This window comes from Marinibacterium sp. SX1 (assembly GCF_050389775.1).
In the GTDB taxonomy this organism is placed as follows: Bacteria; Pseudomonadota; Alphaproteobacteria; order Rhodobacterales; family Rhodobacteraceae; genus Marinibacterium.
Genome location: NZ_CP177144.1, coordinates 471614 through 485670, shown reverse-complemented (window position 1 = coordinate 485670; position 14057 = coordinate 471614). Strand labels below are relative to the sequence as shown.

The following is a 14057-nucleotide window of genomic DNA, read 5'->3' as shown; positions in this document are numbered from 1 at the left end:
CGTCACCCGAGCGGAGAAGATTATTCTCCGGCGGCGGCGCTGGGCGCGGTGCGGCTTTCCCTGTCGGCCGGGGTCGGGGCGGCAGGCCCCTGATCGCCAAGGGTTTTCCCGGCCAGGGCGGGATCCTGGATGAAATCCTGAAGGGTCAGCGATTCGATGAGCAGCAGGTAGCTCCAGAAGATCTCGCCAAAGACCCGGCGCAGCGAACAGCTGTCCTCGTCGGCGCAATCGTCGCAACGCCGATAGGCCCGGCGCGACAGGCAGGGCAGCGGGGCGATCGGCCCGTCGATCTGTTGCAGCAATTCGCCCAGCGACAGTTTCGACGGCTCGCGGATCAGGAAATAGCCCCCCGACCGGCCGCGTTTCGACCCCAGGTAGCCCGATTTGCGCAGGTCCAGCAGGATATGTTCGAGGAACCGCTTGGGCGCACCCGAGCGCTGCGCCACCTCTTCGATGGTCAGCGCCTCACCCTTGTCCAGCGCGGCCAGGGCCATCAGCGATTTCAGGGCATACTTGGTCTTCTGGGTGATCATGGTCCCAGTAAATCAGCAAAAACCCGGCAGGAGAAGTCGTCATTTTTGCCTATACACGACAAAGGCACTGGATTTTACGTAGAATTGCGTCACACTGCCCCGGTGACCCGAGTCGCAGGGAGATGCCCGGATGGAACTCGACCGTATTGACCGCAAGATCGTGGCCGCGCTGATGGCCGATGCCACGGTGCCCCTGGCCCGGCTGGCCGACATGGTCGGCCTGTCCCAGACGCCCTGCTGGAAGCGCGTGCGCAAGCTGCAGGACAGCGGGGTGATCCGTGGGCGGGTGGCCGTGGTCGACCCCGAGCGGCTGGGCCTGGGGCTGACCGTCTTTGCCGGGGTCTCGGCGCCCGAACAGAGCGCGGCCTGGGATGCGCGGTTCGAAGACATCGTGGACAGCCTGCCCGAAGTGATGGAGGCCTATCAGCTGGCCGGCAGCCACGATTACGTGCTGCGCATCGTCGTGCGCGACATGGGGGAATTCGAACGCATCCGCCGGCGCATCACCGAGGCCATCCCGGTGCGCGACATCACGGCCAGCTTTGCGCTGAAACGGCTGAAGGCCCATAGCGTGCTGCCCATCGACACGCTGACCGCCTGACCGCAGAACCCCTCGCCCTCGCCCCACCACAGCAAAAGCCGGAGATGCCCGCGCGCCCCCGGCTTCGCCATGTCCGGCCCGGGAGGCTGGGCCGGATATCTCAGCTGGCGCGCCCGGTCAGTCGGCCGCTTCCTGCAGCCACAGCTGCATCGGGTTCGACCCGCGGTTGCACCAGGCATAATAGGGCAGGGCCGTCATCGTCGTCTCGCGCGCCGGAGCGCGGGCGGTGGCATATAGCGCGGTGCCCCAGGGCGTTGCATCCTCGGCCCGGGCCGGGCCTTCCAGCAGGACCAGCCCGCCCAGCATCCCGGGTTCCCGGCGTTCGCGCAGCGGCGCATCGGGGGCCAGGCGCAGGCGGTTGACCGGCTCGGCGTTGTCATGCTGTTCGCAGCAATAGACCAGCGGCCCCCGGCGCAGGGCCACCCGCCCGGCGTCGTGGCGCACGTCGGGATGGGCATAAAGCCGCTCCGGCCCCATCGGCAGGTCCAGTTCCAGCACGTCGCCGGCGGCCCAGTCGCGGGTGATCTTGAGGTAGCCGCGTTCGACCGTCATCTCGACGGGCGCCCCGTTCAGCCGGGCGCTGGCGCCCCGGCACCAGGACGGGATGCGCGGCGACAGGGTAAAGCGCCCGGTGCCCGGCGTCGGGGTGACCGCGATGCGGATCCGCCCGTCCCATGGGAAATCGGATGTCTCGACCAGCGTGACCTCGCCCCCCGCCACCGGCAGGGTTGTCGTTGCCCCGCCATAGAGGTGGATGGCGATCTCGGTGTCGGCCAGCCCGTAGTAATAGCCCGCCACCGAGGCCACCAGCCGCGACACGTTCATCGTGCAGCAGGGGCAGCGGTGCCAGTCCCAGCGGTGATGTGCCCCGTCGCTTTCCAGCTTGTTGTCGTAGAAGTAATGCGCCCCGTCGCGGCTGAGCCCGGCCAGGGCGTTGTTGTAGAGCGCCAGTTCCAGCACGTCGGCATATTGCCCGTCGAGATCCAGGTTCAGCATCCGCGCGGCCCAGAACACCATGGCCACCGAGGCACAGGTCTCGGCATAGGCCGTGTCGTTGGGCAGGTCGAAGTCCTTGGTGAAGCCCTCGTTCCATTCCGACGGGCCAAAGCCCCCGGTGACATACATCCGCCGTTCGGTCACGTCCTTCCACAGCGCCTCGCAGGCCGCGCGCAGGGCGGCATCGTCATGTTCCGCCGCCAGGTCGGCCATGGCCGCGTACATGTACATCGCCCGCACGGCATGGCCGACCACCTTGGTCTGCTGGCGGACGGGCAGATGGGCCTGGGAATATTCGTAATCGCCGAACCAATAGCCCGCCGGATCCTCGCCCCGGGCCCGGGATTCGATGTCGAAGTAATGGTCGACCCCGTCGGTATTGCCCCGCTCGTCGATGAAATAGGTGGCCAGGTCCAGGAACTTGCGCTGGCCGGTCGCATGCCAGGCCCGGACCAGGGCGATCTCGATCTCCTGGTGGCCCGGATAGCCCCGCCTGCGCCCTTCGCCCGGCCCGAAGGTCGCGGCGATATGGTCCATGTTGCGTTCCATGATCTTCAGGAACCGGTCGCGCCCGGTGGCATGGTAATAGGCCACCGCGCCTTCCAGCAGGTGACCGGCGTTGTACATCTCGTGATTGTCGCGCAGGTTGGTCCAGCGCTTCTCGGGCTCGCGCTGGGTGTAGAAGCAATTGAGATAGCCGTCGTCTTCCTGCGCCGCTTCGAGGTCGTCGATCATGGCCTCGATCTCGGCCTCGATGGCCGCATCGCGCCGGTGGCTCAGGGCATAGGCCGCGGCCTCGATCCACTTGCCGATGTCACTGTCCCAGAAATATTGCACCGTGAAATTGTTGGATTGCCGGGGGATCGTCAGCGGCGGCACCGGCTTGGGCAGCTTGATCGACCCGCGGATGTCGCTGCTTTCCAGCTTGGCCAGCTGGCTGGGGATGGTCCGGGTCAGCACGGTTTCCAGCCGTTCATGCCAGAAATCGCCGGTGATCTTGACCTGGGAAAAGGGGACGGACGCATAGGTGCGCATGGGGGATGCCTCTTGTCTGTCTGAATGCGGGGGGCCGGCGCTCAGAGCGTCGCGCCGGTGTCCTGGTCGAACAGGTGGATGTCGCCGGGCGCGATGCGCAGCGGCGCGGTGTCGCCCGCGCGCAGCCGGCCCCGGCCCTGTTCCACCAGCATCAGCTCGGGCGCCGTGGCGGTGGTGTAATAGGCCAGCGATCCGGTGCTCTCGACCACCCGGATCGGCGCTTCGAACTGGGCGTCGGGCGCGCCCACGGCCAGGTGTTCGGGCCGCAGCCCCACCGTGACCGGGCGGCCCGGGTCGAACCGGCCTTCCAGCGCCAGGGCCGGGGCGCCGGGGAAATCCAGCTCGACGGCCGTGCCGCCGGCGGCCACCCGGCCGTCAATGAAATTCATTGCCGGCGAGCCGATGAAACCGGCGACAAAGCGGTTGGCCGGCCGGTCATAGAGGTCCAGCGGCGCGCCCTGCTGTTCGATGACCCCGGCACGCATGACGACAACATGGTCGGCCATGGTCATGGCCTCGATCTGGTCATGGGTCACATAGACCGAGGTGGCGCCCAGCCGGTCGTGCAGGGCGCGGATTTCCATGCGCATGTGCACGCGCAGGGCCGCATCCAGGTTGGACAGCGGCTCGTCGAAGAGAAAGGCCTTGGGGTTGCGGATGATCGCCCGGCCCATGGCCACGCGCTGGCGCTGGCCGCCGGACAATTCGCGGGGATAGCGTTCCAGCAGGTCCTGCAGCCCGATCGCCGCGGCAACCTCGTCGGCCTTGCGCCGGGCCTCGTCCTTGCCCACGCCCTTGAAGCGCAGCGAATAGGTCAGGTTGCCCAGCACGTTCATGTGCGGATAGAGCGCGTAGGACTGGAACACCATGGCCACGTCGCGCTTGCGCGGGGGCACGTCGTTCATCGTCTCGCCGGCGATCTCCAGCTGGCCCGAGCTGATCGTTTCCAGCCCGGCGATGGACCGCAGCAGGGTCGACTTGCCACAGCCCGACGGGCCGACCAGCGCGACAAAGGCGCCCTTTGGAATGGTCAGGTTGATGTCCTTGAGGGCATGGAAGGCCCCGTAATGCTTGTCGACGTTGCGGATATCGATCTGGGGGGTCATTTCAGGGCACCCGAAGTCAGGCCGGCCACGATCCGGCGTTGCAGGATGACGAAGATCGCCACGATGGGGGTCACGTAGATGGCCGAATAGGCCATGATGCCGTTCCAGTCGGTCGTGTTGGGCCCGAGGAAGCTGGACAGGCCGACGCTGGCCGGCTGGTAGGCCGGGGTGGTGATGATCGACTTGGAATAGATGTATTCGCCGAAGGCCTGCATGAAGGTCAGGATGGCCAGCACCAGGATGCCGTTGCGCGCCAGCGGCAGCACGATGAAGAAGAACGCGCCCCAGCGGGAATTGCCATCGACCAGCGCGGCTTCCTCCAGCTCGCGCGGGACGTTCATGAAGGTCGCCCGGACCAGCACGATGTAGAACGGGATCGACTTGGCCGCGGTGGCCAGGATGACGGCCGTGCGCGGGTAGGCCAGCAGGCCCAGCTGGTTGAACCCGACATAGAGCGGGGTGATCATGACCGAGGCGGGCAGCACCTGCAGCATCAGGATGACAAAGAGCGCGACATCGATCCAGGCGCTGCGGTAGCGGGCCAGCACATAGGCGCAGCCGGTGCCCAGCAGCACGGTCAGGGCCGTGACCCCGCTGCCGATGATCAGCGAATTGGTCAGCAAGGTCGCCATGGTCCGGCGCACCCAGACATCTGGATAGATCGACAGGTCGGGATCGCGCGGCCAGAAGGTCGGCGGGCTGGCAAAGATCTCGGAGCCGCCCTTCAGGCTGGTGATGTACATCCAGTAGAGCGGAAAGAGGTAGATCGCCGCCAGCACCAGCGCCAGGGCCAGCAGCAGCTTGGGCGTGGGCAGCCGGGTCATCCGCGCACCTCGTGCCGGGTCGACCGGACATAGACGAAAGAGGCGATCAGGACGAAGACCAGCATCATGACCGACACCGTCGCGCCCTTGGCAAAGTCAAACAGCTGGAACGACCATTGCCAGGCCCAGTATTGCGCCACGGTCGAGCTGTTGGCCGGGCCGCCTTCGGTGATGGCCGGGAACAGGTCGAATTGCTGCAGGGTATAGATCAGGCCCAGGGCCAGCACGGCGCCGACGGTCGAGCGCATCATCGGCAGGGTGATCGTCGAGAACCGCTGCCAGCCGTTGGCCCCGTCCAGCTCGGCCGCCTCGTAGAGATCGCGCGGGATGGCGGCCAGCCCGACCGACAGCAGCATCATGTTGAAGGCCAGGCCCAGCCAGATGTTGGCGATGGTCACGGCCCAGATCGACAGGCGCGGATCGGATTTCCAGAACAGGCTCTGGTCGATCAGGCCCAGGCCCTTGAGCATCTCGTTCAGGATGCCGTAATCGCCGGCCAGGATGAAGGCCCAGAGCGCGCCGACGACCAGCCCGGGCATGACCCAGGACACCAGGAACACCCCGCGGATCGTGGCGGCAAAGGGAAACCGTGCCATGAAGAACAGCGCCAGGGCAAAGCCCAGGGCAAATTGCCCGCCGATCGAGCCAAAGACGAAGATGGCCGTGTTCTTCATGACCAGCCAGAATTCCGGCTGGGTGGTCACCTCGCGGTAGTTCTCCATCCCGGCAAAGGGCCGTGACAGGGTGTTGAGGTTGAACATGTCGACCTGCTGGAAGCTCATCATGACGTTGTAGACCAGCGGCAATCCGGCCAGGGCGACCAGGAAGACCATGGCCAGCCCGACAAGCAGGATGTCAAAGCCGATCCCGTCGGTGATGCTTGAAACGATGCGGCGCATGGCCTGTTCCCTTCTGGTTTCCGTGCCGCGGCCCGGATGTGCCGGGCGGCGCGGGGCGGCGGTGGCCGGGTATTTTCCCGGGCGGAGCCGTCTCGGGGCCGGGGCCGACCCGGGTCTGGCCACGTCAGGTCGTCGGGCGCAGCTGTCCTGTCCCGCGGCCGGCGCGGGGGCAGGGCCTTGCAGTTGCCCGCGGTCCGTGCGGCTTGCCCGTCTGACCCGTCTGACCCGTCTGACCCGTCTGACCCGTCTGACCCGTCTGGTCCCGTCCGACTTGGTTGACCCGTCCGGCTTGGCGCGGCCTGTCTGGCTTTGCCCGGCCCGTCCGGCCTGTCTGGCTGCCTGGTCCGGCGTTGTCCGGTGCGGTCCGATCAAGCTGATCGGGCCGCCCTGCGGCCCCGCCCCGTGCCACGCGTGCCATCGCGGCCCGGGGCGGGGCGCCGGATCAGTTCACGATCTTGTCGATCGTGCCCTGGGCCTGTTCCAGCGCCTGGTCGGGCGTGGTCTGGCCGGTCAGGGCCGATTGCATGGCGTCATAGATCGCCTTCGAGATCTTCTGCCATTCCGGATGCGGCCCGCGCGGCTGGGCATATTGCAGCTGGTCCTGGAACACCGCCAGGGCGGCATCCTTCTCGGCGATGCCGCTTTCGGGCAGTTCGATGTCCGAGCGCGTCGGCAGGTAGCCGAAATCGGGGAACAGCCGGTCGTCCTGGCTGACCATGTATTCCAGCACCTTGAAGGCTTCCTCGGGGTGTTTCGTCGTCGACATGATCCCCAGGTTGAACCCGCCCAGGGCCGACGACCGGTCGCCACCTTCCTCGAAGACCGGCAACAGCGTCACGCCCCATTCGAAATCGGCATCCTCGACCATGCGGTCGATCTCCCACGGGCCGGAAATGGCCATGGCGGCATTGCCCGAATTGAACGTGCCCGTCGAATCCCACTGGCCATAGGACAGCACGTCGGGCGAGGCGACCGACCCGTCGATCATGCGTTTCATCATCGCCAGCGCCTCGCGGGCGCCCTCGGTGTTGACGTCCTCGTAGGACCCGCCCGACATCTGGATCAGGGGCAGGAACTGAAAGGTACCTTCCTCGTTGCCCCGGGCCGAGAACGTCGCGCCGTAGATCCCCGCATCGGGCTTGGCCAGGCGGCTGGCGTAATCCTCGTATTGCGCCCAGGTCACCGGCGGTTCGGTGATCCCGGCCTCGGCGAACATGTCCTTGTTGTAGAACACGCCGATGGTGTCGGTGTATTTCGGCACGCCGTAGAGCCGCCCGTCCCAGGACACCGAATTCAGCGGGCCGTCGAAATAGGCCTCGGGATTGATGATGTCGCTCTGCGCGGCCATGTCGGTGATGTCCAGGAAGGCCCCGCGCGACGAGAACAGCGCGAAATCGGGGTTGTCCAGGCTGACGATGTCCGGCGCGTTGCCCGTGGCGAAGGCGCGCAGGGTCTCGTTGACGATCTGGTCGAACTGCAAGGCGCGGTATTCGACCTTGATGCCGTTGTCCATCTCGTCGAATTCCTTCGAAAAGGTGTCCGACGGGCCGACCTGGTTGAAGCCGTCGATGGACCAGACCGTGATCGTCACGTCTTCGGCCCGGGCCGCCCCGGCCAGGGTGGCTGCCGCCAGGGCCAGCGCCGACAGCGCCGTGCCGCTCCTGTGCGCGGGTCTCAATCTGTTACGTGTCATTCCCTTCCTCCCTGTTGCGGCCGTGGCCGCGGTTTGTGCCGGGGGCTGCGCCCGTGTCCGGCGATCCCCGTCGGGCGGTGTCCTCTTCACCGTCCGACGGGGCCTGTTGTCCGTCCTGTCGCCGGGCCGCCGCTTGGCGCCCGGCGGGCCGTCATGTCTCTCCGCCGCCGCAGGAGCGGCGCACCACCAGCCGGCAGGGCATGCGCCGCAGGCCCGGGGCGACTGGCTGGCCCTCGGCCAGCGCCCGGATCAGCCGACCGGCCTCGCGGCCGAGGGCCTTGAGGTTCATGTCGACGCTGGTCAGGGGCGGCCGTGTCGCCGCCGCCACGATGTCCCAGTTGTCGAAGCCCACGACCGACACGTCGCCGGGCACGTCGACACCCCGTTCGCGCAGCGCGTCGATGACGCCCCGGGCGATCTGGTCATTGCCGCAGAAGATCCCGTCGGGCACCGTCCCGCCGCCCCGCCACAGCCGGTCAACGGCTTCGTGGCCCCAGGCCTCGCTCCAGGGGCCGTGCAGCACGGGCGCGTCGGGCCCGGCTACCTCGGCAAAGGCCCGGGCCCGTTCGGCAACCGAGGCAAAATCGGCCGGGCCGGTCACATGGGCCAGCCGCTGCCGGCCCAGCCCGGCGATCCAGCGCACCGCCTCGCCGGCGCCCTGGGCATCGTCGGACACCAGCGACACCGTGTCGGGCGGGGCCTTGGTAAAGACGTGCACCACCGGGATGCTGAGCCCCTCCAGGTCGACCGGCAGCGCCGTGTCGATGCGCTTGCCGGTCAGGATGATCCCGTCGACCTGCTTGTCGAGCATCGCGTCGAGATGCAGCCGCCCGGCCTGGGCGTCGTCCTCGATGTTGCACATGAAGACCGATATGCCCTCGTCGACCAGCGCCGCGGCCACCCCGGCCATGACCGGCATGGTGAACCGCCCGTAGCTGTCGTTGGTCAGCAGCCCCACGGTCATCGAGCGCTGGCGGATCAGCGCCCGGGCCATTGCATTGGGCCGAAAGCCCAGCCGGTCGGCCGCCTGTTTCACCCGGTCGCGGGTCTGGTCGGTCATCCGCCCCGTGCCGTTCAGCGCCTTGGACGCCGTGGCCAGGCTGACCCCCGCCTCGGCCGCCACGTCCGACAGCCGTATCCGCACCGGTTCGCTCACGCTCTCCTCCTCCTGAGAAAACGTTTTCCCATGCAGGGAAACCGTTTTCTCTTGACCTGTCAAGGACCAGTGGATGCTCATGGCCGCCCCCTCGGCTTGCCGGTTCAGGCCAGCGACGGATCGCCGCCGCCGTATTCCGCTGAGACATCGACGAAATCCCCGCCACGGCAGCGCTTGAGATGGTTCAGCGCATGGATCTGGCCGGTCATTTCCAGCGCGTCGCGATAGACCGGATCGTGCCAGCCCTCGATGTCGATGGCCCCGGAATAGCCGGCCAGCCGCAGTTCCGAGATGATGTCGGTCCAGTTCGAATCACCAAAGCCCGGGGTGCGCATCCAGACGAAATCATGCTTGCCGAAGATCCCGTGCTCGCGGATCACCTCCCAGCGCACGGTCGCGTCCTTGCCGTGGACGTGAAAGATCCGGTCGGCCCATTTGCGGATCTGCGGCAGCGGGTCGATCAGGTAGACCAGCTGGTGGCAGGGTTCCCATTCGATGCCCAGGTTGTCGTCGGGCGTTTCGTTGAACATCATCTCCCAGGCATCCGGGTTATGCGCGATGTTCCAGTCGCCGGTCTGCCAGTTGCCATCCATCGCGCAATTCTCGAAGGCGATCTTTACCCCCTTGTCGGCCGCGCGCCTTGCCAGCTCGGACCAGACCTCGCGGTATTTCGGCAGGCTGTCCTCAAGCGGTTGGCCGCGCAGGCGGCCGGTAAAGCCCGCCACGCAGGTCGCCCCGAAATGGTGGGCGTTGTCGATGCAATCCTTCCAGCCCTGCAGGGTGTCGCGGTCGAGCGGCTCGTCGCACAGCGGGTTGCCGAACATGCCCAGGGTCGACATCGTGATGTCCCGGTCGCCGATCGCCTCGCGGCAGCGCTTGCCCAGGTCTGCCAGGTCCTGGCCGTTGGTTGTCTGCCAGAAGAACGGCTCGAAGCTTTCGAACCCCATGTCGGCGATTTCGCCAATCCGGTCGGCGGCCTCGCCCCCGGATGCGCTGACCATGGTGCCGATGCGGATGGATGTGGCGGCGTTGCTCATGCGATGGCCTCTTGTCCTGTGCCGAAGTCCACGCGCCGGCCGGTTTCCGCGCTCTCGATCGCGGCAAAGACCATGGCCAGGCTTCGGATGTTGTCGGTGTTGACCGAGAGCGGATCCCGCGACGCGGCGCGGGCGGTTATGAAATCCAGGATCACCCCGGCATGGCCCTCGGCCGCCAGGGCCGGGGCGGGGGGCGGCACGATCGGCCGGGTCGGGCGGAATAGCCCGTCGGCCGGGGCGGCATCGTCGCGGCAGGCGCCGGTCAGGCCAAGGTTGCCGTCCCACAGCAGGGAGCCCCGCGTGCCGGTGATGCGCCAACCGCTTTCCCAGCTGGTCGGCGCGCCCTCGGCGCACCACGACCCGCGATAGGTAAAGACCTCGCCGCCGGCGCAGTCGAACAAGGCGTTGGCGGCGGCATCGCGGGCAAACCAAGAGCCCCTGGGATTGGTTTCCTGGCAATAGACAGCCACCGGTTCGGAGGGCAGCAGGTAGCGCGCGGCATCGAAGGTATGGATGGCCATGTCCAGGAGCAGCACATGCGCCATCTCTTCGCGAAACCCGCCAAAGCGCGGGCCGAGGAAGAAATCGGCATGCAGCCCGGTGATCTCGCCCAGGTCGCCCCGGTCGATCAGCGCCCGCACCTGGCGGATGCCCGGCAGGTGGCGCCGGTTCTGCACGATGGCATGCAGCCGCCCGTGGCGCTGCGCCAGGTCCAGCAGGGCGCGGGCCTCGGCCAGGCTGTTGGCCATGGGCTTTTCCGACAGCACGTCGCAGCCATGGGCAAAGGCCGTTTCGACAACGCCCCGGCGGGCCGGCGGCACCACCAGGTCGAACACCACGTCCGGCTGCACTTTCTCCAGCATGGCACCCAGGTCGGCCCCCGTCGGCACCGTCAGCCCATGCCCGGCCGCCCGGGTCGCGGCCACGGCCGGATCCAGGTCGACCAGCCCGGCTATCTCCAGCCCATCGGCCAGGGCCGGTGTCTCGCGGATGGCTGTCAGCCAGCCGTTCGACATCTGTCCGCAGCCCACCATAACGGCCCGCAGCATGGCGCTCCTCCCCCTCTGATCGCCCCGTTCGGGGCGTCCTCCTGCCGGGCGGTCGATCCTCCATCGAGTCGCCCGTAAACGTTTACGACACTACCCAAGGAATCTTTTCCGTGTCAAAACCTAATTTGAAACGTTTACGGAGGAGGTCTCAGTGACCGGCATCAAGGCGCTTGCCCGCCATCTCGACCTGTCCATCGGCACCGTGTCCCGGGCGCTGAACGCCAAGCCGGATGTCAGCGAAAAGACCCGCCGCCGGGTGCTGGATGCCGCGCGCGAACTGGGCTATCGGCCGAACCAGGCCGGGCGCAGCCTGCGCCACGGGCGGACCAACACGATCGGCATGGTGCTGGAAACCGGCAATGCCAGCACGCTGGGCGGTGACACGTTCTTCATGCACCTGATCGACGCCATGCAGGAAACCCTGGGCAGCCAGGGTCCCGATATCGTGCTGCTGCCCTGCCGGTCGGCCGACGACCCGATCGAGTTCCTGCGCCGCCAGGTCGCCCGCCGGTCGGTCGATGCCCTGGTTATCACCGCCACCCGGCGCCAGGACGCCCGGATTGCCTTGCTGGTCGAGGACGGCATGCCCTTCCTGGCCCTGGGCCGGTCGGAAACCCCGGGGGATTATCCCTGGATAGACCTCGATTTCGACGGAGTGGCCCGGGCGTCGGTGGCCGAGCTGGCCCGGCTGGGTCATCGCCGCATCGCCATCGCCGCCCCGCGTCGCGACGTGAACCTGGCCCGGGTCTATATCGACGGCTACCGCGCGGCCCTGGCCGCCCATGGCCTGCCCTTCGACGACGCCCTGGTGCTGCGCGCCTCGGCCAGCGAGAACGGCGGGCTGGCCGTGGCCGAACAGCTGCTGGCCATGGCCGACCGGCCCACCGCCGTGCTGCTTGGCCAGGAGCTGATGGCCATCGGGGTCTATTCCGGCCTGCAGGCCGCCGGGCTGACCCCGGGCCGCGACCTGTCGGTCATCGGCTTCCGCCAGAACCCCCAATTGCGCTTTCTCAGCCCGTCGCTGGCCTGTTTCGGCCTCGACATCCGCGCCCTGGGCCAGGCCGTGGGCGAAACCGTGCGCCAGATCGCAACGGCCGGGTCGGGCGACATGCCCCGCGGCCGGATCTGGCCGATGACCTGGGTGCCTGCCGACAGCGTTCAGCCGCCGCCATGAGCGCCGCCTGGCCGCCAAATTCCAGCCAGTTGCAAATGCCTAAGCTTCTCAGGGGCTTGTCCCGGTCTCAGGGCACCATGCCTTCGGGCAGCGACCGGCAATGGGCGGCGATGTCGCCGGCCCGGGTCAGCCAGATATCGTCGCGGCAGGCCGCGATATGGGCCAGCGCCCGGCGCAGCTGGCGCAACCGGAAGGGCTGTCCGACGATATAGGGATGCAGCGCGATGCCCATGACCAGCGGGCCATCATCGGCCTGTTCGCGCATCTCGTCGAAATTGTCGACGATCATGTCGGCGAATTCCGACGCCCCGGCCCGGCGCGCGACGATGGCCGGTATGTCGTTGATTTCCTGCGGATAAGGCACCGCCAGAATGCGCCCGGCCCGGGTCTTCATCCAAACCGGCTGGTCGTCCATGCACCAATCCAGCACGTAGGAATAGCCCGCCTCGGCCAGCAGGTCCGGCGTGGCCCGGCTTTCCGAGATCCACGGCCCCAGCCAGCCGTCGGGCCGTTTGCCTTCGGCCCTCGTGATCACATCCGTCGTCTCGGCGATCAGCCGGGCTTCGCCGGCCTCGTCCATCACGCCCTGCCGTTCCGAATTGGTCCGCCCATGGCCCAGGATCTCGTCACCCCGGGCGGAAAAAGCCTGAACCAATTCAGGGCAATAGCTGTAGAGCGAGGCATTGACCAGGGTCGAGCAGGCCATGTCCAGCCCATCGAACATGTCCAGCATCCGCCAGGCCCCGACCCGGTTGCCGTAATCGCGCCAGCCATAGTTCAGCACGTCCGGCTGCGGCCCGCCCGGCGCCAGCTCGGCGCCCAGCCCTTCGCCAAAGGCGAAATGTTCCAGGTTCAGCCCGATATAGACCGCTAGCCGCCGCCCGTTCGGCCAGTCATAGACCGGCCGTCCGCGGATCGGCACATAGTCGAAACGCCCGTGGCCCGGCAGGTCGTTCATCCGGTTTGCCCCTTTTTCCCTTGTGTCCAAAAGCCTTAGCCCCGCCCTTGCCCGGGCGCAAATCCGCCGCTGTTTCAGTGGCCGGATGCCGGCGCGGGCGCTATACTCTGCCTCAAAGGCGGGCAAACCGGCCGGAGGTGAGCAGGGTATGAGTGTGATGCGGCACGACAGGCAAACCAATCCCCGAAACCCGCGTGGCCGGCGCTGGATCGCCGCCCTGACGCTGGGCCTGGCCATCGTGGCCTGTGGCAACCGCGCGCCGGTCGAGACGGTGCCGTCGGATGGCCGCCGCCCGCTGGAAGCCGGGCGGTTCGACGATTACGCCCCCCATGCCTGGGACGGCGCCGGGCCCGACCGCTATGCCATCCACGGCATCGACGTCGCGCGCTACCAGGGCACGATCGACTGGCAACAGGTGCGCCGGGCGGGCATTTCCTTTGCCTATATCAAGGCCACCGAAGGCGCCGACCTGCTGGACCCCAGGTTCAAGGAAAACTGGCGCAACGCCCGGCGGGCGGGCATCCCGCGCGGAGCCTACCATTTCTATTACTTCTGCCGCTCCGCCGAGGAACAGGCCCGCTGGTTCATCGAGAACGTGCCCCGCGATCCCCAGGCCCTGCCGCCGGTGCTGGACATGGAATGGAACCCCTTCTCGCCGACCTGCACCAAGCGCCCGCCGGCCGCTGTCGTCCGGTCCGAGGCCGAGCGGTTCGTGCGCATGATCGAACAGCATTACGGCCGCCGCCCGGTGATCTACACGGCCATCGATTTCCATCGCGACACCTATATCGGCCGCCTGCGCCGGGTGGATTTCTGGCTGCGCTCGGTCGCCGGCGAACCGCACCAGACCTATCCGGGCCAGCCCTGGCTGATCTGGCAATATACCGGCACCGGCTCGGTGCCCGGCGTGTCGGGCCCGGTGGACATCAATGTCTTCAGGGGCAGTGCCGAGGCCTTCTCGTCCTGGGCGCGCTGACCCGCGCCCGGCCGCCCGTT

General features: G+C 67.5%; 13 protein-coding genes. 3 read left to right on the top strand and 10 right to left on the bottom strand.

The genetic code is table 11. From position 1 onward, the window contains the following. Positions 1-20: 20 nt before the first annotated feature. Positions 21-533 carry an RrF2 family transcriptional regulator gene (locus ACK3BB_RS02205; protein WP_428927097.1) on the bottom strand — a complete coding sequence of 171 codons (513 nt, stop codon included), beginning with the start codon at positions 531-533 and terminating at the stop codon, positions 21-23. 130 nt (positions 534-663) lie between these two features. Between ACK3BB_RS02205 and ACK3BB_RS02200 the strand changes: the two genes are divergently transcribed. Then, positions 664-1134, top strand: coding sequence for an Lrp/AsnC family transcriptional regulator (locus ACK3BB_RS02200; RefSeq protein ID WP_428927096.1), 471 nt, complete (start codon positions 664-666; stop codon positions 1132-1134). A gap of 117 nt (positions 1135-1251) precedes the next feature. On the opposite strand, the gene ACK3BB_RS02195 is transcribed toward ACK3BB_RS02200, so the two are convergent. The 8 genes from ACK3BB_RS02195 to ACK3BB_RS02160 form a co-directional block, all read right to left on the bottom strand. Further along, positions 1252-3165 carry a glycoside hydrolase family 127 protein gene (locus ACK3BB_RS02195; protein ID WP_428927095.1) on the bottom strand — a complete coding sequence of 638 codons (1914 nt, stop codon included), beginning with the start codon at positions 3163-3165 and terminating at the stop codon, positions 1252-1254. A gap of 41 nt (positions 3166-3206) precedes the next feature. Continuing rightward, on the bottom strand, positions 3207-4271 hold the full coding sequence (locus ACK3BB_RS02190; RefSeq protein WP_428927094.1) for an ABC transporter ATP-binding protein: 1065 nt from the start codon (positions 4269-4271) through the stop codon (positions 3207-3209). Next, positions 4268-5095 (bottom strand): carbohydrate ABC transporter permease, encoded by an 828-nt coding sequence (locus ACK3BB_RS02185; RefSeq protein ID WP_428927093.1) that lies wholly within the window; start codon positions 5093-5095, stop codon positions 4268-4270. Before ACK3BB_RS02185 ends, ACK3BB_RS02190 begins: the two co-directional genes overlap by 4 nt. Further along, on the bottom strand, positions 5092-5994 hold the full coding sequence (locus ACK3BB_RS02180; protein ID WP_428927092.1) for a carbohydrate ABC transporter permease: 903 nt from the start codon (positions 5992-5994) through the stop codon (positions 5092-5094). The genes ACK3BB_RS02185 and ACK3BB_RS02180 overlap by 4 nt, the downstream gene beginning before the upstream one ends. A 442-nt stretch (positions 5995-6436) precedes the next feature. Then, complete coding sequence (locus ACK3BB_RS02175) at positions 6437-7687, bottom strand: ABC transporter substrate-binding protein (RefSeq protein WP_428927091.1); 1251 nt, start codon at positions 7685-7687, stop codon at positions 6437-6439. A gap of 151 nt (positions 7688-7838) precedes the next feature. After that, the gene (locus tag ACK3BB_RS02170; protein ID WP_428927090.1) at positions 7839-8843 is read right to left on the bottom strand and encodes a LacI family DNA-binding transcriptional regulator; all 1005 of its coding nucleotides are present in this window, start codon (positions 8841-8843) and stop codon (positions 7839-7841) included. A 104-nt stretch (positions 8844-8947) separates the two neighbouring features. After that, entirely contained in the window at positions 8948-9880 is a 933-nt protein-coding gene (locus ACK3BB_RS02165) for a sugar phosphate isomerase/epimerase family protein (RefSeq protein WP_428927089.1), read from the bottom strand. Beyond that, complete coding sequence (locus tag ACK3BB_RS02160; protein WP_428927088.1) at positions 9877-10929, bottom strand: Gfo/Idh/MocA family protein; 1053 nt, start codon at positions 10927-10929, stop codon at positions 9877-9879. Before ACK3BB_RS02160 ends, ACK3BB_RS02165 begins: the two co-directional genes overlap by 4 nt. A 151-nt stretch (positions 10930-11080) precedes the next feature. On the opposite strand from ACK3BB_RS02160, the gene ACK3BB_RS02155 reads away from it, so the two are divergent. Next, positions 11081-12103 (top strand): substrate-binding domain-containing protein, encoded by a 1023-nt coding sequence (locus ACK3BB_RS02155; RefSeq protein WP_428927087.1) that lies wholly within the window; start codon positions 11081-11083, stop codon positions 12101-12103. Between the two features lie 67 nt (positions 12104-12170). Here the strand turns inward: ACK3BB_RS02155 and ACK3BB_RS02150 are convergent, their stop codons facing one another. Then, complete coding sequence (locus tag ACK3BB_RS02150; RefSeq protein ID WP_428927086.1) at positions 12171-13061, bottom strand: polysaccharide deacetylase family protein; 891 nt, start codon at positions 13059-13061, stop codon at positions 12171-12173. Between the two features lie 148 nt (positions 13062-13209). Between ACK3BB_RS02150 and ACK3BB_RS02145 the strand changes: the two genes are divergently transcribed. Further along, positions 13210-14037 carry a glycoside hydrolase family 25 protein gene (locus ACK3BB_RS02145; RefSeq protein ID WP_428927085.1) on the top strand — a complete coding sequence of 276 codons (828 nt, stop codon included), beginning with the start codon at positions 13210-13212 and terminating at the stop codon, positions 14035-14037. The last annotated feature ends 20 nt before the right edge of the window (positions 14038-14057 follow it).

Coding starts and splice junctions, on each gene's coding strand:
- ACK3BB_RS02205 (WP_428927097.1), bottom strand. CDS start 533: ATGATCACCCAGAAGACCAAGTATGCCCTGAAATCGCTGATGGCCCTG.
- ACK3BB_RS02200 (WP_428927096.1), top strand. CDS start 664: ATGGAACTCGACCGTATTGACCGCAAGATCGTGGCCGCGCTGATGGCC.
- ACK3BB_RS02195 (WP_428927095.1), bottom strand. CDS start 3,165: ATGCGCACCTATGCGTCCGTCCCCTTTTCCCAGGTCAAGATCACCGGC.
- ACK3BB_RS02190 (WP_428927094.1), bottom strand. CDS start 4,271: ATGACCCCCCAGATCGATATCCGCAACGTCGACAAGCATTACGGGGCC.
- ACK3BB_RS02185 (WP_428927093.1), bottom strand. CDS start 5,095: ATGACCCGGCTGCCCACGCCCAAGCTGCTGCTGGCCCTGGCGCTGGTG.
- ACK3BB_RS02180 (WP_428927092.1), bottom strand. CDS start 5,994: ATGCGCCGCATCGTTTCAAGCATCACCGACGGGATCGGCTTTGACATC.
- ACK3BB_RS02175 (WP_428927091.1), bottom strand. CDS start 7,687: ATGACACGTAACAGATTGAGACCCGCGCACAGGAGCGGCACGGCGCTG.
- ACK3BB_RS02165 (WP_428927089.1), bottom strand. CDS start 9,880: ATGAGCAACGCCGCCACATCCATCCGCATCGGCACCATGGTCAGCGCA.
- ACK3BB_RS02160 (WP_428927088.1), bottom strand. CDS start 10,929: ATGCTGCGGGCCGTTATGGTGGGCTGCGGACAGATGTCGAACGGCTGG.
- ACK3BB_RS02150 (WP_428927086.1), bottom strand. CDS start 13,061: ATGAACGACCTGCCGGGCCACGGGCGTTTCGACTATGTGCCGATCCGC.
- ACK3BB_RS02145 (WP_428927085.1), top strand. CDS start 13,210: ATGAGTGTGATGCGGCACGACAGGCAAACCAATCCCCGAAACCCGCGT.